We start from the raw sequence: 23,125 nt of genomic DNA on the forward strand, positions 1-23,125 counted from the left end.
GTCCATAGCACAGCCGAAGCTTATGAAACAGAAATCTTTGCCATTGCGGATAACCATGGAGGGATCAATTGATCCGGACAGTCACAAAACGCAGTTCGCCCGAGCGGGATGCCAGCATCAGGAGTGCATTCTTGCGTCCCTCGCGGCGCAGCGCATCGATGCGCTTCTTCACATCGTCGGGTGTTTTTACGGTCACCTGGCCAATATCGACGATGACATCGCCGGTTTCGATACGCTTTTCGCCGGCAGCGGACCCGGGAGAGACATAAAGAACCGCAACGCCTTCTACATCTTCGGCAATACCAAACTCACCGCGGACCTCGTCGCTCAGCTCGCTGAGCTTCATCCCAAGTACGCTTGGAGCAGCGTCGCTCTTCTGGTCCTTTTTCGGCGTATCCGGCATTTGCTTGCCTTCGTCTCCGCCTTCACCTTCAGGAAGCGGAGCCTGGTCTTCCGTCGCAGCCTCGGTGCTCTTGTCGTCCTCTAGGAGACGACCGAGCTTTACCTTCACGGTCTTTTCCTCACCCTGACGGACCACGACAATTTCAACTTCCTTGCCGACAGGCGTTTCGGCAACCAATCGAGGCAGATCGCGGGCAGTGTTAACCGGCTTGCCTTCATAACGGATCACGACATCGCCTGCTTCAATGGCCTTGTTGTCGACGCCGGAGTTTTCGATCAATCCGGCGACCAGCGCGCCCTTGGCTTCCTTCAACCCGAGGCTCTGGGCGATATCGTCCGTAACCGGCTGGATGCGCACACCGAGCCAGCCGCGGCGAACCTCACCAAATTCCTTGAGCTGGTCGATCACACCGACAGCCATTTCTGCCGGAATGGCGAAGCCGATACCGATGGAACCTCCCGACGGCGAAATGATCGCCGTGTTGATGCCGATCACCTTTCCTTCCATATCGAACAGGGGACCACCGGAATTGCCCCGGTTGATCGCCGCGTCGGTCTGGATGAAATCATCATAGGGACCGGAATTGATATCACGCTTGCGGGCCGAAATAATGCCGGCGGTAACCGTTCCGCCAAGACCGAACGGATTGCCGATTGCAAGGACCCAGTCGCCGATACGCGCCTTTTCCGAATTGCCGAACTGGACGGCCTTCAGTTTGTGCTTGGACGGGTCCACTTTAAGGATCGCCAGATCGGTCTTGATGTCCTTTCCGACGAGCTCCGCTTTCAGCTTGGAACCATCATTGAAATTGACTTCGATTTCGTCAGCATCGGCAATGACGTGATTGTTTGTGACGATGAACCCCTTCTCGGCATCGATGACGAAGCCCGAACCCAGCGACTGGACCTTGCGCGATTCGTCACCCTGCGCGCCGCCATTGTCGCCGAAGAAGTCCTTGAAATATTCCTGGAACGGAGAGCCTTCCGGCACCTGCGGCATGGGAACGGCACCGTCACCTTCCCCGTCTCCCTTGACGGTCTGGGATGTGGAGATGTTCACGACCGCATCGAGCAGACCCTCGGCCAGGTCAGCAACGGAAGCTGGCCCCTGAGCCGCGATTGCCGGAGGCGTCCCCATCGAAAGAGTGCCACCAACCGTCATCGCCCCCAGCGCCACGGTTGCGAAAAGGGTGCGAGCAAATCCCGCCTTTGGTGCAATTACCATGAAGCCCTGCTCCGTTCCTGTCTGCTTGCAGTCGTTTGATTAGCGATAGATGTACTACGGCTTGATCGCTGCAAAATACGACCTGTTTACGGCCTCGCATAGACCGCAGACAATAAATAACGGGAGGAAAACGGCTTATCCCCTGACAAGCCAGACAATGCCGACGCCAATTGCAAGCGCTGCAATCCCGGCGATGCGCAACATATTCTCCGGCGTCTCGCTAGCCTCACGGGCCAGCTTCTTCGCCAAAGAAGGAAAGCCGCCGTAGAGCAGCCCTTCGAGAACGAAAAGAAGACCTACGGCGGCTAGAAAATCGCTCATGAGCGTTTGCCCCGGTTGTTACTGGGCAGGCGTTGCAAGTCTGCCGCCAGCGTCCCGGAAGAACTTGAAGAACTCCGAGTCCGGGGAGAGAACCAGCGTTGTATCCGGTGTCTCAAGTGCTTCACGATAAGCGGACATCGACCGGTAGAAGGCGAAGAAACCGGGGTCCTTGCCTGCGGAACGGGCGAAGATCTCACTGCGCTGGGCATCGCCCTCACCGCGAAGGATTTCCGATTCCTTGCGCGCTTCAGCTATCGTTTCGACGACCTGACGGTCGGCCACAGCGCGGATGCGCTGGGCGGCCTCACGGCCCCGGGCACGCAGGCGCTCCGCCTCGGCCAGACGTTCGGCCTTCATGCGGTCATAAGTCTGCTGCGAGACCTCGGCGGTCAGATCCGTACGGCGAATGCGAACATCGGCAATGGTAAGGCCAAGCGACGTCGCGTCGGGACGAAGCTGGTCACGCACTTCGCGCATCATGTCGCCACGCTCTTCCGAAAGCGCCGCTTCAAAACCGCGCTGGCCGTAAACGCTGCGCAGTGCAGCATCAAGACGGGTGCGCAGCCGCTGCTCGGCAAGAAGCGTGCTGCCTGAAACGGTTTCACGGAACTTGCGCGCATCGGTGATGCGGTAGACGAGGAAGGCATCGACGTCATAGAACTTGCCGCCCGAAACCTGAACGCGGATATCGTCCAGATCGAAGCGCAGCAGACGGTCATCGATCAACTGCACGGTGTCAGCATCCAGGAAGCCGAAAGGCAGCTTGAAATAGATGCCCGGGTCCGTCTTCACATCGACGATCTGGCCGAAGCGAAGCACGATAGCCTGTTGACGCTCGGATACGATGAACGTGGCGGAGTAGATCAGGAAAGCGATGACGGCAACGATACCGCCAATGATTGGAAGCCTGTTCTGGGCCATTACTGGTTACCTCCGCTCGGGGTCGTCGTCGTCGCATTCACGCCGGGGCGTGGCTGGCGCATGAGCTCGTTCAGCGGCAGATAAGGCACGACATCCTTTCCAGGTTCGACAATAACTTTCTTGGTGCTCTTCAGCACCTGTTCCATGGTTTCGAGGAACAGACGATTGCGCGTGACTTCAGGCGCCTTCTGGTATTCACCCAAAACGGAGCTGAAACGCTGCGCCTCACCTTCCGCATCCTGAACGACGCGGTTCTTGTAGGCGGCTGCTTCTTCACGAAGCTGCGCTGCTTCACCGCGGGCCTGACCGAGCTTCTGATTCGAATACTGGTTCGATTCTTCCACGAAACGATCTTCGTCCTGTTCGGCGCGCTGCACCTCATCGAAGGCATCTGCCACTTCACGCGGCGGCGCTGCGTCTTCGATGGAAACGGCATTGATCTGAATACCCGCCTTGTAGGCGTCGAGCGTCTGCTGGACGATATCGCGGACGCTCGTTGCGATAGCCGCACGGTTGTCACGGAAAACATCCTGAGCCGGGCGACGGCCAACGATTTCGCGGATCGCGCTTTCAGAAACCTGCTGCACCATCGCATCGGGATTATCGACGTTGAACAGATATGCCTGCGGGTCGGAGACACGGTAAAGAACCGAGAACTGAACATTGACGATGTTCTGGTCACCCGTCAGCATCAGGCCCTGGGTCGCGCTCCGGTTGCCCTGGCCGCCAATGTTGATCTGCTTTTCGACGATCTGCGCCTTCTCATAGGTTTCGATCGGCCACCAATGGAAATGCAGGCCCGGTTCGGACACTTCTTCCTTCGGCTTTCCAAAGCGCAGTTCGACGGCAAGTTCATCCGGCTGCACGGTATAGATCGACTGGAAAAGCCAGAAGCCGAGAACAGCTGCGCCGATCAGGAACAGAACGCTTCGATTGCTGCCGCCCTTGCCCCCACCGCCGGGGAATACCTGCTTCAGACGGTCTTGGCCCTTGCGCAAAATATCTTCGAGATCAGGTGGCGTGTTCTGGCCGCCACCACGAGGACCTTTCGGCCCTTGTCCCCACGGGCCACCATTATTGTTGTTATTATCGCCGCCGCCACCCCACGGGCCGCCGCCACCATTCTGGTTACTCCAGGGCATCCTCACCTCTCGTCCAGGCGACGGGAAAGCGAGTTGCCCACTCCCGTCATCAACTAATGTTTCCGTTTTATAGGCATCGGGAGGTCCGCTTTCAACGCGAAGACGACAAAATTCGTGAACTATGCTTTACACAGCACGTTTTTCGTACACGACATAGCGCGTTGGGTGGCTGTCCTTGTCCCCGGCGGGCACATCTTCCTGCGAAACCGCTTGCCATAGGTTCGGATCGATTTCCGGAAAACGCGTATCGCCGTCGATCTCCGCCAGAACGCGCGTCAGGTGAACGCGGTCGGCGAGAGGCAGAGCCTGCGCATAGATTTTTCCCCCGCCGATGACACAGACCTCTTCGGCCCCCACCTTGGCAGCGAGTTTGCACCCAAGCGCAATCGCTTCATCAAGAGAACCGACCGTGGCCGCGCCCTCAGCCTGAAATCCCTTGTCTCTTGTCACCACGATGTTGGGCCGTCCCGGCAAGGGCCGTCCGATGGATTCCCAGGTCCGCCGCCCCATGATGACAGGCTTTCCGAGCGTCAGCGCCTTGAAGCGCTTGAGATCGGTCGAAAGCCGCCACGGCATATCATTATCGCGCCCGATAACCCCGTTTTCAGCGGCAGCGACAATGATCGAAACGATGGGCTTCTTTGCGGACATGATGCACCTCAGACCGCAATCGGAGCTTTGATCGTCGGATCGGCCTCATAGCCCTCAAGCCGGAAATCCTCGAAACGGAAGGCAAAAAGGTCTTTCACATCCGGATTGATCCACATCTGGGGCAATTTCTTTGGAGTACGCGTGAGTTGCTCGCGCGCCTGATCGAAATGATTGGCGTAAATATGTGCGTCACCCAGCGTGTGGACGAACTCTCCCGGCTTCAATCCCGTGACCTGCGCGATCATCATCGTCAGCAATGCGTAGGACGCAATATTAAACGGCACGCCCAGGAAAATATCAGCCGAGCGCTGATAGAGTTGGCACGATAGCTTGCCGTCGGCGACATAAAACTGGAAAAGACAATGGCATGGCGGCAGCGCCATTTCATCGACAAGCGCCGGATTCCAGGCCGATACGATGAGGCGGCGCGAATTGGGATTCCCATGCAGCATCTTCAGAAGATTCGCGATCTGATCGATGTGACGGCCGTCCGGCGCGGGCCATGAGCGCCACTGATAACCGTAAACCGGCCCCAGATCGCCGTTTTCGTCTGCCCATTCATCCCAGATCGAAACGCCGTTTTCCTTCAGATAGGCGATGTTCGTGTCGCCTTTCAGAAACCAGAGAAGTTCATGGATGATCGACCGGAGATGCAGCTTCTTGGTGGTGAGCACGGGAAAGCCCTCTTCCAGATTGAAGCGCATCTGATATCCGAAAACCGACCGCGTACCCGTGCCTGTGCGGTCGCCACGGTCAACACCGTTATCGAGCACATGTTGAAGAAGATCGAGATAGGTGCGCATGGGGGATATCCAGAATCCGATTCGGTTGAGCCCAGTATAAAGAAAAACCCCGGCGTCGGGCACCGGGGCTTCGATTTCACCAGATCGCTGTGGATCAAAGGCTGCCGAGTTTTCCGAGCTGCTTGGCAACCAGATAATAGAAGGTGACGCGATGCTTGTTGCGGTCGCCCTTCATGACTTCAGCAACATGGGCAACGACCTCATCACCCTTGGCTTCGTCGTCGACGCCAAGCTTCTTGGCGACCCAATTCGTGCGGACGCGCTTCAGTTCTTCCGGGTCCGTTGCCGAAACGAGGGAGGAATCGCGATTGCGCAGCGCAATACCCAGATGCTTGACGATCTTGTCGACGACAGCTTCATCGGCAGCGGCATCGTAACGACGGACATCCGCGAGATATTCACTCATATATCCACTCTCCTTCGATTGGGGTTTCAATACCCCGTTTCAGCTCACGGAAACCGGCTTCATCGAAATTTCGCTCGCCGCCCCCGATATATTGGTAGGATTGACCAGCGAAAGCAGACTGTCAATGAAAAATGAACGGGAACCGCAGGCCCCGGAATATCAGCAAAACCCGTTAAAAACTGCGTCCCCTCTTCCAATCGCGGTCAACCGCGCCTATATACGGCGTGTCAGCGCAAGTTGACTATGGTGATAAATGGACGGTGTAATAAACCCATTGGACCCGGGGGCGGTACCCGGCGCCTCCACCAGAATACAGATCGGCTAGTGGTTTGTATTGTGGCGGGGGCGAAACAGGATCGACAAGGGTGTAAAGATCGCTCTTTTACTCGGCATGATACCACCGTTATCGGGTCAATTGAGTAGTTGCAAATGACAACAAAGCTCAGGGTTATGCTCTCGCTGCCTAATGGCGGTGCGGGAAACCCACTCTAAAGCCCTTGGGGTTAGCACCTTAAGGCGGGGTTCGGAGGCACCTGGCAACAGAAGCCTCCACTTCCCTTTCCATGGATTACGCCGCAGCAGCCTCTGTATCGAGTTCGCTCGCCTTGCGCGACAGAACGACTTGCGTCAGCACGAAGGCGGTCAGCGCACAACCGGCAATCCCGCCGACCATTGGCAGTGCCGTTCCATCGAAGAACGAACCGGTCACGCCGATCGCCACGCCGCCGATCACGAAATGCAGCGTGCCCATGAGCGCCGAAGCCGTACCGGCAATTTCACCGTGATCCTCAAGAGCCAGAACTGCTGTTGTCGGGATGACGAGGCCGAGGAAGCCATATCCCACGAACAGGAAACCGGCGATCAGCCAGAGCGACTGGTGCCCCATCAGGGCGGCGGCGAACATGGCGAGCATTGCCGCAGCAAATCCGGAGACCGCGAATCGCATGACCCGACGAAGGCCGAAGCGCGATCCCAGCCAGCCGTTCAACTGCGAAACACCGAAGAACGATACTGCATTGGCTGAAAAGGCGATCGCATATTGCGTGGGCGTCAGGCCGTAATGGTCGATAAGCACGAAAGACGAATTGGCGAGATAGACGAAGAAGGACGCAATCCCGAAGCCCCCCACAAAAACCAGCCCGAGAAAGTAACGATCTTTCAACAGACGACCATAGCCGCGTAAGGCGCTGCCCAGATTGCTTTCTAGCCGGGCTTCCGCCGTTCTCGTCTCCTTCTGCGCAGTCGCCACGAGAACGATACCGATAGCAGCCGCAACCAGAACGGCCCAGAAGACACCCCGCCAGCCGAAGAAGCTGATAATGACGGATCCCGTCAAGGGAGCCAGAATCGGCGATATGGAGAAAACCAGCATCAGAAGCGACATGAGGCGCGCAGCCTCGATGCCCGTATGAAGATCACGCACGACAGCACGTGGAATAACCATCCCCGCAGCAGCACCCAGCCCCTGCACAAAACGGAAAAGCACGAGCACATCTATGTCGGTGGCGACAGCCGAACCGATGCTGCCTATGCCAAACAGGACCAGCCCGCCATAGAGCGGCAGTTTGCGCCCGATCATGTCGGACAGCGGTCCGCAGAAGAGCTGCGCTATCGCGAGCGCAATGAAAAAGGCCAGAAGGCTCATCTGCACGGCACCGGTTTCCGCATGCAGATCGGCGGCAATGGTGGGCAGAGCGGGCAGATACATATCGATCGCAAATGGGCCAATGGCGGAAAGAAGGCCAAGAACAATGGCATTGCGCACAAGACTGGAAGCCATGGGGGACGCGCTTTCATCAATGTTTCGTGAGATTCCCGCACCGATTTCGGATCTCCGGTTTTGCTTGGGAGGATGGCGCCATCGGGCTCGCAAAATCGGTACAGGACAGATAAATCTTTGTATTCGCTTCGAGTTTTCGTTCTCACTCGATGAAGTCAGCCCATTTTTGGTTGTGGCTGACATTTGAAAACTCTGAAGCGAAAGGCATTCTATACGGATGGTCAAAACAGATTTGACACTAATGTCAAATTAGACACCATTGTCCAAAACGTCAAGCTATCTTATGTTGGGATTATGAAACCTACTGACATAATCGACATGGCCGTCCTGCCCGAGAAGCGCGCCGTATCCGAAAAGGGCTTGAATTCCGCGGCGATAAAGCCCGGACAGTGCATGAAGCGCGACTTCATCTTGTGTTCCGCAGCGCGGGTTTTCAACCGCGACGGGTTTCAGGGGGCGAGTATCGATCTCATTGCCAGCGAAGCGGGCGTGTCACGCCAGACCATCTACAATCATTACCGCGACAAGGAAGCGCTGCTCGCTGCCGTCGTCGAGGATGCACTGGCGCGTATGAGTGCGAGCATGTTCGCGGTTCTGGCCACATTTCCCCAGACCGGCGACAATCTGGAGCATGATCTGGTGGCGTTCTCCATCCGCATGAGCCGGAACTGCATCTACGATTCGTCCGGGGCGTTTCTGCGCAAGATATTGCAGGCCAATGAGACCAACCTGCCGCTTGCCGCCAGCATTTGCAATACGAAGGGCCCTGCACAGGCCATACCTGCGATCGCGGCGCGCCTGGCCCGCCTTGCGATGGATGGCCATCTGCACGTCGATGATCCCGATCTGGCGGCGCGCCATTTCATGGCGCTGATCAACGCCGACACCCATTATCATATACTGACCGGCCAGTGTCTGGATGATGCGATCATCGAGAAGAGCGCCGTCAACGGAGTGCGCACCTTCCTGAGGGCATTCGGACGTCGATAGACCCGGCGCCTCCAGTGGCGTTCAAAAATTGCACATCTTCAGGCCACAAGCATCGCGCTGTTGCATTTTCAGGTCATATATCATCGTATCTGATGAGAACGAACTTGACATCGACCTCCGAATCCGTGGGATAAGCAAACCATGGTACAGGACCTAATCCGTTACGATATTCTCGCTCAGGAAGCCCTCCGCGGCGTCATTCGCAAGGTTCTTGCGGAAGTGGCCAAGGCTGGCTTGCCAGGTAACCACCACTTCTTCATCACGTTCCTGACCGGAGCGCCTGGTGTGCGAATTTCCTCGCGCCTGAAGGAGAAATATCCCGAGCAGATGACGATCGTTTTACAGCATCAGTTCTGGGACATGCATGTGACCGACCAACTTTTCGAAGTTGGTCTTTCCTTCGGAGATATTCCGGAAAAGTTGACCGTTCCATTTTCGGCAGTCCGCGGTTTCTATGACCCTTCGGTCAATTTCGAACTCGAATTCGACGTAGCGATCAGCCAGCCCGAAAGCGACAATGACGAAGGCGGCAATGTTGCCCCCATTGAGATCGCTTCAACGGAAGCCCCGGTCGAGAAGGCGGAAAAGCCTAAATCGAAGTCGCGCAAGACTTCGGCCGAAAAAGAAGCTGCTGCTTCCAAAGACAGCAATGCAGATGAGGCCGACAAGGAAGCCAAGCCTTCGGCCGATGTGGTTTCGCTGGATGCATTCCGGAAGAAATAATACCGCGATTGCCATCCCGATCTGAAAATCTGCTGGCTCTATTTGTTTGATTGAATGGATCCCTTTTCACCGTTGATTGCAATCAATGGTGAAAAGCAAACGGCCGCTTTATAGTCGGTTTCGACGGCAACCGGTTCAGGATGAGTTCGATGATTCGTGCAATTGCTCAGGCAGTATTGTGGATAAGCGGCCTTGTCGCAGCCTTCTTTGTGGCCAAGGACGAACCGAATTTCCCTCTTCTGCAAATGACGGTCGGGCTCATACTTCTAATTCTGGTTTCCCTGGCTATCTGGTGGTTCACCAATCCGAAGAACCCGCAGAAATAGTGCCAACCTATTACGCACTTGCAGGCTCGGACCTAAACGCGGTAATTTTTCGAAAAATCTTCAACGTTTCCGCGTGGTTCCATGAGCGATATTGTCAACCTACGGCAGTTCAGAAAACAGAAAGCCCGCGCTGAGAAAGAGAAACACGCGGACCAGAACCGCGTTCATTTCGGACGAACGAAATCCGAAAAGGTTCTTACGCAGGCGGAAATGACAAAAGCGCAGCGTTTTCTGGATCAGAACCGCCTGGAGAAAAGCGACAAACCGGACGCGGAAAAGTGAACGCGCCGGGACGGTTACGTAAACATTCCGTCAGTATTCGCGGACATGCGACGAGCTATACACTCGAAGACCCGTTCTTTGAGTTGATTGAAGAAATTGCAGGTGCGCGCGAGATGTCCGTTGCAAGCTTGATCGCAGAAATCGATGGCAGGCGTGACAGGTCAATCAACCTGTCTTCCGCGCTGAGGCTCCACGTTCTGGATTGGCTCAAATCCCGATTGCCTCAAGGCTGAGGTGCCGGAGCAGCAGGCACTTGCTCCAGGCTTTTCAGAAATTCGTTGAGGGATTGCCCGCCGTCCGGCGATGCGAGGGGAGCATTCGTCCCTCCCGCCGGAGCGGCCTGCGGCTTCTGCGCCTCAAGCTGTTGCGCTTCCTCTGCGGCTTGCCGGGCCACTTCACGCGCCTTTGCTTCAGAACGGCGCCTTGCCTCTTCGTCACGCTGCAAGCGGTTGCGTTCCTCTTCATCCGCCTCAAAAAGTCCAAGCTGGCGGCGAAGACGCTGCTTCTCCATGAGGCTCGCCTGCATCGATTCAACACGCTCCTGCTCGCGCTCGAGTGCACGCTGGGTGAGGAACTGGATCAAGGGCTGCTTATCGAAAGTCACTTCCGGTACGCTATAGGTGCCCCCCAGAGAAAAGGCTACCTGCGGTGAGATGCCGGTATCGGAACCGCCATCGTTCTGGAACGTCAGACTGCCGTTTCCGCCAATACCGAGCGTGGACAGATCGAATTGCAGATCACCGAGAAGGACTGCATTGCCGTCATTCAGGTTCGCCGCAGCCATACGCGCGACACCGCCGCTAATGGTAAAGTCAAACCGCGCATTACCCGGCGTGAACATACCTTGCCCCATAGCCTTGTCGGCAATACCGACAAATTGCTTCGAAGCGAGCTTGTCCGGGCCAGACGACTGATCGCCCGCCGCGTCAGCTGCCGCGATCATCGCGGGCAATGCCGCCCCGTCCAGACCATTGACGGTAAAATTCTCCACGTCGAAACTTGCAGTTCCGGCTAGCGATCCGACGAGCGCCGCCACGCTCTCGCCACTTCCGTTCAGATTGACGGCAGCTTTCACTACGCCGCCAATCGGCGCAGCACCGGTCTCCAGCTGGTAGAAATCCTTGAGGTTTGCGCCACTCCACTTGAGTTCCGTCGAGAGAAGAGCATTCTTGTCGCTGTTGCTCAAGGAGACATTGCCGACCAGATATCCGCCCGCCCAATTACCAGTCAGTTCGTTCAGCTGAAGGCCGTCCATGGTCTTCAGAAGCCGTGCCGAAAACTCCGTGGCGGTCCCGAAGCCGCCCATATGCGCCTGCGCTACATTGAGTTTCACATCCAGCAGGAGCGGCAGCGATGATCGCACAGCGAATGCGCCACGCGGCCAGATCGTCTTCGCAACAGGTTTTGCCGGCTCGAACGCATCCTGCCCGAGCATGATCGCTGCGAGGCTGTCGACCTCAAGCGTGGCAAGCTTTGCCTCACCTTTCAGCTGCGGAAGTCCGCTGTCGGCAAAATTGGCCTCCAGCCTCGCCGAGACCTCTTCCCCGTCCAGCTTTCCCGTCAGATTGGGGAACCGCAAGATACCTTTTGCAAACTGGAAGTCGCTGGCAAGGTCTGCTGAAAGTCCCTCCCCAAATCCAGGCAGGGCGAAACCCGCCGTCGCGATGAAGGGTTGCAGATCGGCGGACTTCAGCTGAGCCTTGCCACTGGCGGCAATATCACCGCCAACCAGCGAAATCACACCGTCGGCGGTCGCTGCCCCGTCAGGTGCCGTGAGCTTGAGGAGCGTCCGCATACCCGCGCTCGGTGCACCTTGCATACTTAGATCGGCCGTAAGTTCACCCGCAAGCCCCAGCGGCAGGGTGGGCAATCCGATCAATGCAAGCACCGCTTCGCCTTGTTCCGATGCCGCGGTACCGTTCAATTGCATCTGCAACGGCTCGCTCTCCCCTTCGCCGCCGCTCGCGGTCCCCGACAGGTCCAGCTTCATGCCACCCGCCTTGCCGGTAACGCTGAACGAAAACTCGCCAACACCGGGAGGATTCTTGGCTTTCGCCTCGGCGGGTCGGTCGCTCTTGCCTTTTGATGCCGCAGTTTTTGCAGGCACCGGGGCCACCGCTGGTACCGAAGGCGAAACTGCGTTGGCGATGACATTGATTTCGCTGTCCTCGAACAGGCTAGGGAAATTGGCTGCCCGTATCGAAAGCGCGTGGAACAGCGGCAACTGGGGATAGCGATTGGCCATCAGCGACAGGAACCGCGAAAGGTCGGCAGACAGGATTGTCGCGTCGAGCGAGCCGGACGGCGTATTGGCAAAGGGTTCGTAAGTGCCGGTCGCAGTCAGTGTCGTGCCCGCCACGTCGCCGATCATCAGCCGGTCGAAATCGAAGCGTCCGTCATGAAGCCGGAGCGCCATATCGACATTGCCAGCCTCCATGTCCTGATACCGGACTGGTCCCGCCTTGAATGCCAGATTCAACGACTGACCATCAAGGAGACCGAGGCCGTCACCGCTCGAGAAAAATCCTGTAAAGGCTTGCAGTGCTTCGCTTTCCACCACACCGCCATTGAGCGCGAGCGTTATTGCAGGCTGCGCCAACCCCTTTACTTCGCGAACAAACGAGCCTTTGAGCGTTGTCTTTCCCAAGGCGATTTCAAGATTATCGATCCGCTGCATACCGTCGCGAAGTTCGACTTGACCGGAGAAGCCTGCACCGTCCAGCTTGCGGACGGAATCATCGACTGTCTCGTTGAGCCATGTTGCCAGTCCCGAAGGCTGGCGCGAAGCAACCAGCAATTCGCCCTTGAAGCCGAAATCCTTGCCGACCGAAAGCGTGCCCTTGGCTTCCACCTTGGTTCGTCCAGGAAGATCGGCAGCGAACTGACGAATATTCCAGTTGTTTCCATCAGGTTCCGCACTCACCGTGACCGAGCGTATCGTCGTACCACCCGCGATCACCGCAGGCAGGCGCAAATCCACATTGCCGGGTATGGTCGGAATGGGCAATTGCTCAAGAACACGGCGTGCAATCGCAATCCGGTCTGCAATTGGCATGTCTGAGCCAGTCTGTTCTTCGCTGGCGGCTTCGTTCGGCCCCCAGTAGAGCTGCTGGCCATCGGCGCTGACTTCGAAACGTGGCTCTTCGCCGTAATCGATGAAGGCCTTGCCATTCACCACATAAGGATTGTCGGCTGGCCCCTGTTCCATCCGGAATTCGCTCGCGTCGAAGCGACTGCCATCCGCCTTGAACTTTCCGGTTACACGCACGCCACTGAAAAAGGGCGTTTCCGCCGGCGCCTTCTGGTCTTTGCCCGTCTTTGCAACCATATCCGACGAACGGAGAGAAAAGTCGCCCGCATAGTCGAGCCGCCCATCGGTTACGGTCACATCGCCATCGGTCTCGAAAGTAGCCGGGATTGCATCCGGTGAAATTCGAGCCCGCACGCGCAGCGATCCATCAGGCTTCGCTTCGCCGCTTGTCAGGTCGATCGCAAGCCTTTCTCCCCGCAAGACGAGGCTTCCATTGGCCTGCCACGGACCTGCCAGACTGTTTGCAGAAATCACCGCATTGAGTTCGGTCGCCGTATGACTGCGACCGCTCGCTTCTTCGCGAAGCGTGATGGTGCCATCTTTGACGGAAAGTCGTTCCAGCTTGATTTTCGCCGGATCGAGCGGCGTCGACGGACGGATTGCCCAATCGACCTTGCCATCCCTGTCGAGCGAAATCGTCGCCCGCGGTCGGTCGACACGCATATCGAAGATCAGAAGCTGGCCGCGCAGGAACGGCATCAGTTCGGCATCCATCGAGAACGTGTCGACGGTCATCACCGGCTGAGCCGCGTCGGCCCCCACACGCACATCGGAGAAGGCCACCGAGGGAAATGGCAAAAGCCGGGCGCTGACATCACCGGCGACTTTGACGGGGCGGCCCAAAATACGGCTCGCCTCCCGCTCGAAATCGGCGCGATAGCCGCTCCAGTCAACAAAAGGCGGCACGACAAGTGCTGCCGTCAACAGCAGCACGAGTAGCCCGCCGACGATGACGAATATGCGGCCCAAAAACCAGCTCCGGTCAAACAGATTGCAAGTTAGCGTGAAACAAACGGTGAATCACGCTGTCTTTATCTGCGCAACATAACGGCATCGATCCGGCGACAACAAGGCAAATTGCATCCCGGCCACGCCGATATGCACGCCTGCATGAATCAAACTCTTGGCAAAATCGTTCAAAGGCCTGATTTGAATCACGAAATCAGTATTTTACCCGGATTCATGATGTTGTCGGGATCGAGCGCCTGTTTGATGGCCCGCATGTAATCCGTGGCCTCACCCAATTCCATGGTAAGATACTTCATCTTGCCCTGCCCGATACCGTGCTCACCGGTGCAGGTGCCCTCCATGGCGATGGCGCGTTTGGCGAGCCGGTCCATGAAAGCTTCGGCACGTTCCATTTCGCTCGCATCATCCGTGTCCAGAAGCAGGAGCAGGTGGAAATTTCCATCGCCCACATGCCCAACGATCGGAGCGATCAGGCCGGTTTCGGCGAGGTCCTTTTCCGTCTCGCCAATGCAATCGGCCAGACGCGAAATCGGCACGCAAACGTCCGTCGAAACACCTTTGCAACCCGGTCTCAGCAGGAACGATGCCAGATAGGCATCGTGCCGGGCACGCCAGAGCCTGTCGCGCTCCTCTCCATCGTGTGTCCACCGGAAATCGCCGCCGCCATTGCCCGCAGCAATCTCTCCAAACAATTCCGCCTGCTCGGCAACGCCGCTTTCCGTGCCGTGAAACTCGACGAACAGATAGGGCTGCGCCTCATAAGGCAGTTTGGAGTGGAGTATCAGCGCCTGCATCTGAAGCGTGTTCACAAGCTCGATGCGCGCAACGGGAATGCCCATCTGGATGGTTTCGATCACCGTGCGGCAAGCCGAATCCACATCCGGGAAAGGACAGATGCCACCGGAAATCGCCTGTGGAATTCCCTGTAGTTTCAATGTCAGTTCGGTGATGATGCCAAGAGTTCCTTCCGCTCCGACAAGCAGCCTCGTGAGGTCGTAGCCCGCAGCCGTCTTCTTCACGCGCTTGGAGGTCTCGATCAGGCGGCCATCGGGCATCACGGCTTTAAGCGCCAGCACATTTTCGCGCATGGTCCCATAGCGCACCGCATTCGTGCCCGAAGCGCGGGTTGAAGCCATGCCGCCCAGCGTGGCATTGGCGCCCGGATCGATCGGGAAGAACAGTCCCGTGTCGCGCAGATATTCATTCAGTTCCCGACGCGTAACGCCCGGCTCCACCACGCAATCGAGATCCTCTGCATGAACGGCAATGACCTTGTTCATGCGGGTGAGGTCAAGCGACACGCCGCCAGCGGGCGCGTTCACCTGCCCTTCGAGCGACGAACCGGCACCGAAAGCGATAACCGGCACACGGTGCTCGGCACATATACGCACGACATCCTGCACTTCCTGCGCGTTCTCGGCAAAGATGACGATGTCGGGCGCCTGCGTCGGCACATAGGTTGTCGTGTGGCCGTGCTGTTCGCGGATAGCCTGACCGGTCTGCGCACGCTCACCGAAACGCTGCTTGAGGACACCGACTGCTGCGGCGATACCGTCCTCGTTGCGGGCAAGCGCGACAACATTTTCAAGCGACATCGTTCATTCTCCGAAACTCGATATTCAAACGGCAGGCAGCGCCAGAGCAACCGGGTCTTGCCCAAGATGTTTCGCCACTGCCCGGATCACCAGATTATGGTCCTCGCGCTGCGGCAGCCCCGATACGATCACCGCACCGATCACGCCCGCCCCGGCAACGCAAATCGGAAACCCGCCCCCTGCCAGCGCGTAATCCTCCACATTCAGCGCCTTGTGGGGAGCGAACATGCGGTCCTCGCGGTTCTGTTCCAGAACAAGACGATAGGTCGAAGCGTGAAAGCGGCGCACCACATTGAACTTGCGGCGCAACCATTCCTGATTGTCCACTGTGCTTCCGGCTGTCGTTGCATAAAACAATTGCCGGTCCCACAGGGATATTTCGATGGCGATTCCAAGCTTTTCCTTCACGGCGATATCGCGGATGCTCGCACCCAGCGCAAATGCTGCATTTTCGTCAAACGAGGGAAAAATAAGCGCCTGTTCCTGTCGGATGATCTGCGCAATCGCCTGCTTGCTGTCGTCGCCTTGTGCCATTTTCTGCATTTCCCCGATGAGCTGCACGAAATCTGTGCGTTCCTTGTGCGCCTTCGATCACGTGATTGCAATAAGGCTTGTCGGCCATCAAACTTGATTGATCGGATGCAATCCACTAGTGGAGCCTTATGGTTCAGAACCCCAATATAGATGTGCCTCTGAAAGGCGATCAAATACCGGAATTTGTGGAAACCGCCGTATTCAAGCGCGACGTGTTTTCAGAAACCCATGCCGGCTATTTCGTGAACGATCCCGAAACCCGCATCATCCGTCGCGTGGTGAGCGCCGCTCCCTGGTGGTCGAAGCCGCTGGCCTGGATATTGGCCCGGCGCGAAATTCGCGGTCTCAAGACAGTGCGCGGTATCGAAGGCGTCCCACAACTCCTCGCCACCGACAAGGACGGGCTTTATCGATCCTGGACAGAAGGAACGCCATTGCATCTTGCGCGCCCTTCCGATCCGAAATGGTATCGCACCGCGCATCGCATTCTGCGCGACATGCGCCGGCTCGGTGTCACCCATAACGATCTCGCCAAGCCACAGAATTGGCTGATGACGCCTGAAGGCGAAGCAGCGGTCATCGACTTCCAGCTGGCAAGCGTTCATCGCCGTCGCGGTGCCCTCTATCGCCTGATGGCATATGAGGATTTCCGCCATCTGCTCAAGCAGAAGCGTGCCTTCGCCAAGGACCGGATGACGCCAACGGAAAAACGCATTCTGGCGCGCCGGTCGCTGCCCTCCCGCATCTGGCTCGCGACAGGCAAGAAGGTCTACAACTTCATCACCCGTGGCATTTTCAGCTGGTCGGACGGTGAAGGTACGGGCGACCGGATCGACAACGAAGGTCCTGCAATCCGTGCGGCACTGAAATCCGATCCGCGCGTAACCGATGTGGCGCTTGCGCTCTATTCACTTCCAGCCAAGGGCGTCGGCATCTACGCTTTCGTGGAAACGCTGAACGCAGACGAGAAAAGTCTGCGCGCAAGGCTTAAAGGACAGAAGGTCGAACTGATCCAGCCGGTTGCCCATCTGCCACGGCGCGCCGATGGGACCGTCCGCGACGACATTCTGCGGCTGATCGCCATGAACCAGATGACGGAACTGGACGATCTGTTGCAGCGTGAACCCGAACTGCGCGGGCTCGTCGAAGCGCTGGCTTCTCATCGCCTGAACTTTACGGATCGGCGCGTTACTCAATTAGAGTAGTCGAATATTTTAACCCTTTCGCTGGTCTTTCAGCCACGAATCATTACATTCGGGTCAAATGTCTGACTTTCCCGACGATATGCCGTTTTTCGGCGATGACGACGCTCCGGCAAGCCGCACGCCTGCTCCCGGCAGCATTGCCGCACGTGCCATGGCAGCACGCAACCAGCAGCGCGGCGAACCCGATTACCTGAAAGGGCTGAACCCCGAACAGCGTCAGGCCGTGCTGACGACAGAGGGTCCGGTGCTGGTGCTTGCCGGTGCGGGCACTGGCAAGACACGCGTTCTGACGACCCGTATCGCGTATATTCTGACCACCGGCCGTGCCTATCCAAGCCAGATTCTCGCCGTGACCTTCACCAACAAGGCTGCGCGTGAAATGAAGGAGCGTATCGGCCATCTGGTCGGCGGCGCAGTGGAAGGCATGCCATGGCTCGGCACATTCCACTCCATCGGCGTCAAGCTTTTGCGCCGCCATGCGGAACTTGCCAATCTGACATCGGATTTCACGATCCTCGATACGGATGATGTGATCCGGCTGATCAAGCAGCTCATTCAGGCTGAAGGCCTTGATGACAAGCGCTGGCCGGCGCGCACCTTCGCCAACATGATCGACGGATGGAAGAACAAGGGATTCGGCCCATCCGATATTCCTGAAGGCGATGCACGCTCATTCGGCAATGGTCGCGGGCGCGAGCTTTATCAAGCCTATCAGGAACGCCTGCGCACATTGAACGCCTGCGATTTCGGCGATCTTCTGCTGCATCCGATCCGCATCTTCCGCAATCATCCGGATATCCTGCGCGAATATCACGCAAAGTTCCGCTACATTCTGGTGGACGAGTATCAGGATACAAATACAGCGCAGTATCTCTGGCTGCGCTTGCTTGCACAACGCCCTCAATCGAGAAATACCTCTCCCACAACACAAAACACAAATGCGCCCATACAGCCCGCTAGGGCGTCCGAAGGCCCCCGCGGAGCCGGTGAGCGCCGCGAACTCGGCGTGAGCGAAAACAAAGTCAATCTGTGCTGTGTCGGCGATGACGACCAGTCGATCTATGGCTGGCGCGGGGCAGAAGTGGACAATATTCTTCGTTTCGAGAAGGATTTCCCGGGCGCAGTCGTCATCAAGCTCGAGCGCAACTACCGCTCCACGGCGCATATTCTCGGCGCCGCCGCACACCTGATCGCCCATAATGAGGGCCGCCTCGGCAAAACGCTGTTTACGGAAGCGCCCAATCCGGACGATCCACGGGTGAAAGTTCATGCCGCCTGGGACTCCGAAGAAGAAGCGCGCGCAGTCGGCGAAGCGATCGAACAAGCGCAGCGTCAGGGGCACCTCCTCAACAACATGGCGATCCTCGTTCGCGCCTCTTTCCAGATGCGTGAATTCGAAGACCGCTTTGTCACGCTTGGCCTCAATTACCGTGTCATTGGCGGTCCGCGCTTCTATGAGCGCCTCGAAATCCGCGATGCGATGGCCTATCTGCGCGTGGTCGCGCAACCGGCCGACGATCTGGCGTTGGAGCGCATCATCAATACGCCGAAGCGCGGGTTGGGCGAAGCCGCCATCCGGCAGGTGCATGATTATGCCCGCGCACGCGACATTTCCATGTTCGCTGCGGCTTGCGACCTCATCGAAACCGAAGAGTTGAAGCCGAAGCCACGCTCCGCGCTGCGCGAAGTGGTCGAGAATTTCCTGCGCTGGCAGTCAATGATCGACAATACCCCGCACACGGAACTGGCGGAAACCATCCTCGATGAGTCCGGCTACACGGCTATGTGGCAGAATGACAAGTCTGCCGAAGCACCGGGTCGGCTTGAAAACCTCAAGGAACTCATCCGTTCCATGGAGGAATATGAAAGTCTGCGTGGTTTCCTTGAACATGTCGCCCTTGTCATGGATGCCGAGCAGAACGAGGATCTGGATGCCGTCAACATCATGACGCTGCATTCGGCCAAAGGTCTGGAGTTTGAAACCGTCTTCCTTCCTGGCTGGGAAGAAGGCCTGTTTCCCCACCAGCGCGCGCTTGATGAAGGTGGCCGTTCGGGCCTTGAGGAAGAACGTCGCCTCGCCTATGTCGGCGTGACCCGCGCCAAGAAAAATCTGCATATCTGGTTCGTGTCCAACCGGCGCATTCATGGAATGTGGCAATCCACCATTCCCTCCCGTTTTCTGGAAGAATTGCCGGAAGCGCATGTGGAAGTGGCTGAACTGGAAGGCAATTACGGCGGTTATGGCGGTGGCTATGGGCAGTCCCGTTTCGATAAGGCCGATCCGTTCCAGAACACCTATTCGACGCCCGGCTGGCAGCGCGCACAGCAGAACCGTTCCGATGCGACACGCAATAACTGGGGCTCGCGCTCCGGCAGCCGCGTCGAGCGTATCGGCTATGGCGAGACCGATTCCGGCTTCGGCGCCGGACGTGGTTCTGTGAAGGGCCGCACGATAGACGGCGAACTGGTAGCCAAGTCAGTGGCAGACAAGCCATCGGCCTTCAAGCTTGGCGACCGCGTGTTTCATATCAAGTTCGGCAATGGCACGATCTCGCTTATCGACGGCAACAAACTCACCATCGATTTCGACAAGGCCGGGCAGAAGCGCGTTCTCGACAGCTTCGTCCAGCCGATCTGAATAACATCTGGTCAAGAAGCCGGAATAGCAAAAGCTTTGTTATTCCGGCTTACCTTTAGCCCACGTAACATCGCCCTTATAGAGCGGCACGGTCGAAAGCGAGGTCTTCGCGGAACCGTCCTGAACCTGCGTCGCATGGGCGAGATAAAGCAGCGTATTGTTCGTCTTGTCGTAAATGCGCGTGATGACGAGCTTCTTCCAGATCAGACTGGTGCGTTCGGAGAAAACCCGCTCTCCACCCTTGCCAAGATCAATGTCGCCTATGGTGATCGGCCCTGTCTGCTCACATGAAATCGAAGCATTGGATGGGTCTTCAAACCAGTTACCCTTTTGCAACCGGTCGATCATGCCACGTGAGAACGACGCCAGATGGCAGGTTACGCCCTGCACCTTCGGGTCCTGTACCGCGTCGATGACGATATCATTTCCAAGCCAGTCGACGCCGACCTTGCCGACTTCCTCGGCGGGAGCCGCCGAAGCTGCAACAACCATCATTGGAGCAAGCAACAAACCGGCAAAACGCTTCAGTCCGACCATATTTTCCAGTCTCCAGAACTATCGTGACGTGAAAGTGGGAAAATAATTACGGCTTTGCAAGAGCCGGATTCAGCCGCTCCACTTTTCAAGAAACGCCTCGATCTCGAGCGTCTGAATGTACGGCACCGCTTCGTAGAGTTTTTCCACTGGCCAGTTCCACCATTCAAGTTCAAGCAGCCGTTCTATGACGGCATTGTCGAACCTTTTGCGAATAAAATGGGCCGGAACACCACCGACCACATGATAAGGCGGCACATCCTTCGTGACCACGGCGTTCGCGCCAATCACAGCGCCATGGCCGATCTGGACGCCCGGTGTGATGACCGCACCGTGGCCGATCCACACATCATTACCGATGATCACGCGCTGCGCCTGACGCCTTGCGCGGAACTCTCCATCAACGCCCAGATAACGAAAATATTCATTTGGCCGGTAGCTGACCTTATGCGTCGTCAGCCGCTCCATCGGGTGTTCAAGCGCATTGATGCGGACATTCGCAGCAATGGAGCAGAACTTGCCAATCTCGGCATAGATCCCCTCACCGTTCCGCTCGAAATAGGTGAAATCGCCGACCGTGACTTCACGCAGAATCACACGCTCACCGATATCCGCATACCGCCCCAGCTTGACTGATTTCAGCTGAGCAGTGGAATGAATGCGAGGTTCACTGTTTTGGAAACGAAGGTCATCTGACGACGTCATGAATATTCACCCGAAGCATCGCTACAAACAGCGAAATCCGCGAAGATCGGCCTATGCCGCTGCCATTTCAGGCATATATCAGTTCGCCCCCTTGCGAAAGACAAAGCAAGTGTCCCCTAAACTCGTTCATCTCCCACGCGACAAATAGTCAAAAATTTCAGAAATTATTGAAAATTGAACAAATGACCCTACACTGCCGCCAGCTCTTCATGATGGCAGGATGCGGCTTTAACGACGGTTCTGCAATGCATAAAGAAAAGATAGGTTGTTGAGCAGCGCAACGAGGCGCGTTCGGAAATTCAAGGCTGACTGGACATGAAAAAATTCCTGCCCATCTTCATCATCGCCTTTATCGTCGTCATTGTCGGCGCTGCGGGGCTTAACCTTTTCCGCGACAAGCAGGCGGCTAAAGAACCGTTTGGCGGCCCACTCAACCTCGTCACCATGGACGGAAAGCCGTTCACCGAGAACGACCTGCGCGCTGCGCCGGCGGCCATCTTCTTCGGCTTCACTCACTGCCCCGATGTCTGCCCCACCACGCTCTATGAGATGGATGGCTGGCTGAAGCAGCTCGGACCGGAGGGCAGTGACATCAAGGCTTATTTTATCACCGTCGACCCGGAACGTGACACGCAGGAAGTCATGAAAACCTATGTCGGCAACGTTTCCGACCGCATCATCGGCGTCACCGGTACGCCGCAGAATATTGCGGATGTGGTGAAGTCCTACCACGTCTACGCAAAGAAGGTTCCCGGTGAAGACGGCGAATATACCATGGATCATACGGCATCGGTATTTCTGCTCGACAAGGGCGGCCGCTTCCGCAGCACCATCGCCTATCAGGAAAACCCGGATACGGCTCTGGAAAAGTTGAAGAATCTGGCCAAAGGCGCTGCAAAGAGCTAAGGAGAAGCTCTAGAACATTTCCAGCAGAGAGCTTTTTACTTCATGGCCCAGTCACGACTTTTCTTTTCGGCAGATAAGGCGGAAGCCGAGCGCGTCTACAACATTCTCGAACAGGCTTTCGAGGAGGATGGCTTTCCCATAGCAATCACCGAGATCGATGAAGATCGACAGGTTTTCGAGGTTTCGGTCTATGTCGAGGACAATGCCGAAGAAGTTGCTGGGCGGATCGATGAACTGGTGGGTACGGGCCTTTTTGCCGTCGAGGAACTGCCGGACATCGATTGGGTCACGCATTCGCTGGATGGTCTGAAGCCGGTGAGAGCCGGACGTTTCTTCGTCCATGGCTCGCACGACCGCGACAAGATCGAAGTGGGCGATATTCCCATCGAAATCGACGCGGGTCTTGCTTTTGGCACCGGCCATCACGGAACAACGGCGGGATGCCTCGAACTGATCGAGGAGACCGTCACCAGCGAACATCCGACCAATGCGCTTGATCTCGGTACCGGCAGCGCCGTTCTCGCCATCGCTATCGCCAAGCTCGCTCCCATTCCGGTATTGGCTACCGATATCGACCCCGTCGCCGTTACGGTCGCTGCTGAAAATGCCGCCAAGAATGGCGTTGCCGAGCACATCGTCACGGCAACGGCCGAAGGCTTCGGCCACGCGATATTCCGTTCCCATTCGCCGTTCGACCTGATCGTCGCCAATATTCTGGCCAATCCGCTTATCGAGCTTGCGCCTTCCCTAAAAGAACATCTCGCGTCCGGCGGTTCCATCATTCTTTCCGGAATACTTGACAGCCAGCACGATGCGGTGCTCGCTGCCTATCAGGCACAGGGTCTCACCCATCAAAAGACGCTGCATCGCGAAGGCTGGGTGGCGATCCATTTGAAATAAAGCATTTCCAGCAAAAGTGCGAAGTGGTTTTGCTCCGGATAATGCGTAACATCTAAGAGTCAGAGCAGTTTAACCA

The 23,125-nt window shown here is 57.1% G+C and carries 22 protein-coding genes and 1 other RNA gene; 10 read left to right on the plus strand and 13 right to left on the minus strand.

Translation table 11 applies throughout. The annotated features are described in order from the left end of the window. Positions 1–64: 64 nt before the first annotated feature. The 7 genes from ACOWVS_RS13175 to ACOWVS_RS13205 all read right to left on the minus strand — a co-directional run bounded on the left by ACOWVS_RS13175 (position 65) and on the right by ACOWVS_RS13205 (position 5,871). On the minus strand, positions 65–1,627 hold the full coding sequence (locus ACOWVS_RS13175; protein ID WP_021586852.1) for a Do family serine endopeptidase: 1,563 nt from the start codon (positions 1,625–1,627) through the stop codon (positions 65–67). A gap of 135 nt (positions 1,628–1,762) precedes the next feature. Continuing rightward, positions 1,763–1,948 (minus strand): DUF2065 domain-containing protein, encoded by a 186-nt coding sequence (locus ACOWVS_RS13180; RefSeq protein WP_006467185.1) that lies wholly within the window; start codon positions 1,946–1,948, stop codon positions 1,763–1,765. 18 nt (positions 1,949–1,966) lie between these two features. After that, a complete protein-coding gene (gene hflC / locus ACOWVS_RS13185) occupies positions 1,967–2,869 on the minus strand; it encodes a protease modulator HflC (RefSeq protein WP_006467186.1) in 903 nt (300 codons plus the stop codon). Beyond that, complete coding sequence (hflK, locus tag ACOWVS_RS13190) at positions 2,869–4,011, minus strand: FtsH protease activity modulator HflK (RefSeq protein WP_025090502.1); 1,143 nt, start codon at positions 4,009–4,011, stop codon at positions 2,869–2,871. The genes hflC and hflK overlap by 1 nt, the downstream gene beginning before the upstream one ends. Before the next feature lie 126 nt (positions 4,012–4,137). Beyond that, entirely contained in the window at positions 4,138–4,662 is a 525-nt protein-coding gene (locus ACOWVS_RS13195; RefSeq protein WP_021586855.1) for a dihydrofolate reductase, read from the minus strand. An 8-nt stretch (positions 4,663–4,670) separates the two neighbouring features. Continuing rightward, a complete protein-coding gene (locus tag ACOWVS_RS13200) occupies positions 4,671–5,465 on the minus strand; it encodes a thymidylate synthase (protein ID WP_021586856.1) in 795 nt (264 codons plus the stop codon). Positions 5,466–5,559: 94 nt separating this feature from the next. Further along, on the minus strand, positions 5,560–5,871 hold the full coding sequence (locus ACOWVS_RS13205; protein WP_021586857.1) for a DUF2853 family protein: 312 nt from the start codon (positions 5,869–5,871) through the stop codon (positions 5,560–5,562). Between the two features lie 187 nt (positions 5,872–6,058). Between ACOWVS_RS13205 and ssrA the strand changes: the two genes are divergently transcribed. Next, positions 6,059–6,425: a transfer-messenger RNA gene (gene ssrA / locus ACOWVS_RS13210) on the plus strand. A 14-nt stretch (positions 6,426–6,439) separates the two neighbouring features. Here ssrA and ACOWVS_RS13215 read toward each other — a convergent pair. After that, the gene (locus ACOWVS_RS13215; RefSeq protein WP_021586858.1) at positions 6,440–7,651 is read right to left on the minus strand and encodes a multidrug effflux MFS transporter; all 1,212 of its coding nucleotides are present in this window, start codon (positions 7,649–7,651) and stop codon (positions 6,440–6,442) included. Between the two features lie 294 nt (positions 7,652–7,945). On the opposite strand from ACOWVS_RS13215, the gene ACOWVS_RS13220 reads away from it, so the two are divergent. The 5 genes from ACOWVS_RS13220 (at position 7,946) to ACOWVS_RS13240 (ending at position 10,205) form a co-directional block, all read left to right on the plus strand. Then, the gene (locus ACOWVS_RS13220) at positions 7,946–8,641 is read left to right on the plus strand and encodes a TetR/AcrR family transcriptional regulator (protein WP_025090503.1); all 696 of its coding nucleotides are present in this window, start codon (positions 7,946–7,948) and stop codon (positions 8,639–8,641) included. Positions 8,642–8,782: 141 nt separating this feature from the next. Further along, a complete protein-coding gene (locus ACOWVS_RS13225; protein ID WP_021586860.1) occupies positions 8,783–9,364 on the plus strand; it encodes an SspB family protein in 582 nt (193 codons plus the stop codon). A gap of 149 nt (positions 9,365–9,513) precedes the next feature. Further along, positions 9,514–9,690 (plus strand): hypothetical protein, encoded by a 177-nt coding sequence (locus tag ACOWVS_RS13230; protein WP_006471686.1) that lies wholly within the window; start codon positions 9,514–9,516, stop codon positions 9,688–9,690. 81 nt (positions 9,691–9,771) lie between these two features. Then, the gene (locus ACOWVS_RS13235; RefSeq protein WP_021586861.1) at positions 9,772–9,972 is read left to right on the plus strand and encodes a DUF4169 family protein; all 201 of its coding nucleotides are present in this window, start codon (positions 9,772–9,774) and stop codon (positions 9,970–9,972) included. Continuing rightward, on the plus strand, positions 9,969–10,205 hold the full coding sequence (locus ACOWVS_RS13240; RefSeq protein ID WP_021586862.1) for a ribbon-helix-helix domain-containing protein: 237 nt from the start codon (positions 9,969–9,971) through the stop codon (positions 10,203–10,205). Before ACOWVS_RS13235 ends, ACOWVS_RS13240 begins: the two co-directional genes overlap by 4 nt. Here ACOWVS_RS13240 and ACOWVS_RS13245 read toward each other — a convergent pair. From ACOWVS_RS13245 to ACOWVS_RS13255, 3 genes are all read right to left on the minus strand, one after another. Next, entirely contained in the window at positions 10,196–14,032 is a 3,837-nt protein-coding gene (locus ACOWVS_RS13245; protein WP_021586863.1) for an AsmA family protein, read from the minus strand. The two genes, ACOWVS_RS13240 and ACOWVS_RS13245, sit on opposite strands and share 10 nt — an antisense overlap. Positions 14,033–14,217: 185 nt before the next feature. Next, positions 14,218–15,627 carry an FAD-binding oxidoreductase gene (locus tag ACOWVS_RS13250; RefSeq protein WP_021586864.1) on the minus strand — a complete coding sequence of 470 codons (1,410 nt, stop codon included), beginning with the start codon at positions 15,625–15,627 and terminating at the stop codon, positions 14,218–14,220. Between the two features lie 24 nt (positions 15,628–15,651). Further along, positions 15,652–16,161 (minus strand): heme-degrading domain-containing protein, encoded by a 510-nt coding sequence (locus ACOWVS_RS13255; protein WP_021586865.1) that lies wholly within the window; start codon positions 16,159–16,161, stop codon positions 15,652–15,654. Between the two features lie 128 nt (positions 16,162–16,289). Between ACOWVS_RS13255 and ACOWVS_RS13260 the strand changes: the two genes are divergently transcribed. Both ACOWVS_RS13260 and ACOWVS_RS13265 read left to right on the plus strand, forming a co-directional pair. After that, on the plus strand, positions 16,290–17,366 hold the full coding sequence (locus ACOWVS_RS13260; protein ID WP_006467201.1) for a serine/threonine protein kinase: 1,077 nt from the start codon (positions 16,290–16,292) through the stop codon (positions 17,364–17,366). Between the two features lie 58 nt (positions 17,367–17,424). Beyond that, positions 17,425–20,004: an ATP-dependent helicase gene (locus ACOWVS_RS13265; protein WP_021586866.1), complete on the plus strand. Its 2,580-nt coding sequence runs from the start codon at positions 17,425–17,427 to the stop codon at positions 20,002–20,004. Positions 20,005–20,043: 39 nt separating this feature from the next. Here the strand turns inward: ACOWVS_RS13265 and ACOWVS_RS13270 are convergent, their stop codons facing one another. Then, positions 20,044–20,541, minus strand: coding sequence for a CreA family protein (locus ACOWVS_RS13270; RefSeq protein WP_021586867.1), 498 nt, complete (start codon positions 20,539–20,541; stop codon positions 20,044–20,046). Between the two features lie 69 nt (positions 20,542–20,610). Beyond that, positions 20,611–21,243: a DapH/DapD/GlmU-related protein gene (locus tag ACOWVS_RS13275; protein ID WP_021586868.1), complete on the minus strand. Its 633-nt coding sequence runs from the start codon at positions 21,241–21,243 to the stop codon at positions 20,611–20,613. Between the two features lie 315 nt (positions 21,244–21,558). Here ACOWVS_RS13275 and ACOWVS_RS13280 point away from each other — a divergent pair, with 315 nt between their 5' ends. Both ACOWVS_RS13280 and ACOWVS_RS13285 read left to right on the plus strand, forming a co-directional pair. Further along, complete coding sequence (locus ACOWVS_RS13280) at positions 21,559–22,149, plus strand: SCO family protein (RefSeq protein ID WP_006467205.1); 591 nt, start codon at positions 21,559–21,561, stop codon at positions 22,147–22,149. A gap of 42 nt (positions 22,150–22,191) precedes the next feature. Beyond that, a complete protein-coding gene (locus ACOWVS_RS13285; protein ID WP_021586869.1) occupies positions 22,192–23,049 on the plus strand; it encodes a 50S ribosomal protein L11 methyltransferase in 858 nt (285 codons plus the stop codon). Positions 23,050–23,125: the final 76 nt, after the last annotated feature.

Source organism: Brucella sp. IR068, assembly GCF_049065885.1.
GTDB lineage: Bacteria > Pseudomonadota > Alphaproteobacteria > Rhizobiales > Rhizobiaceae > Brucella > Brucella intermedia.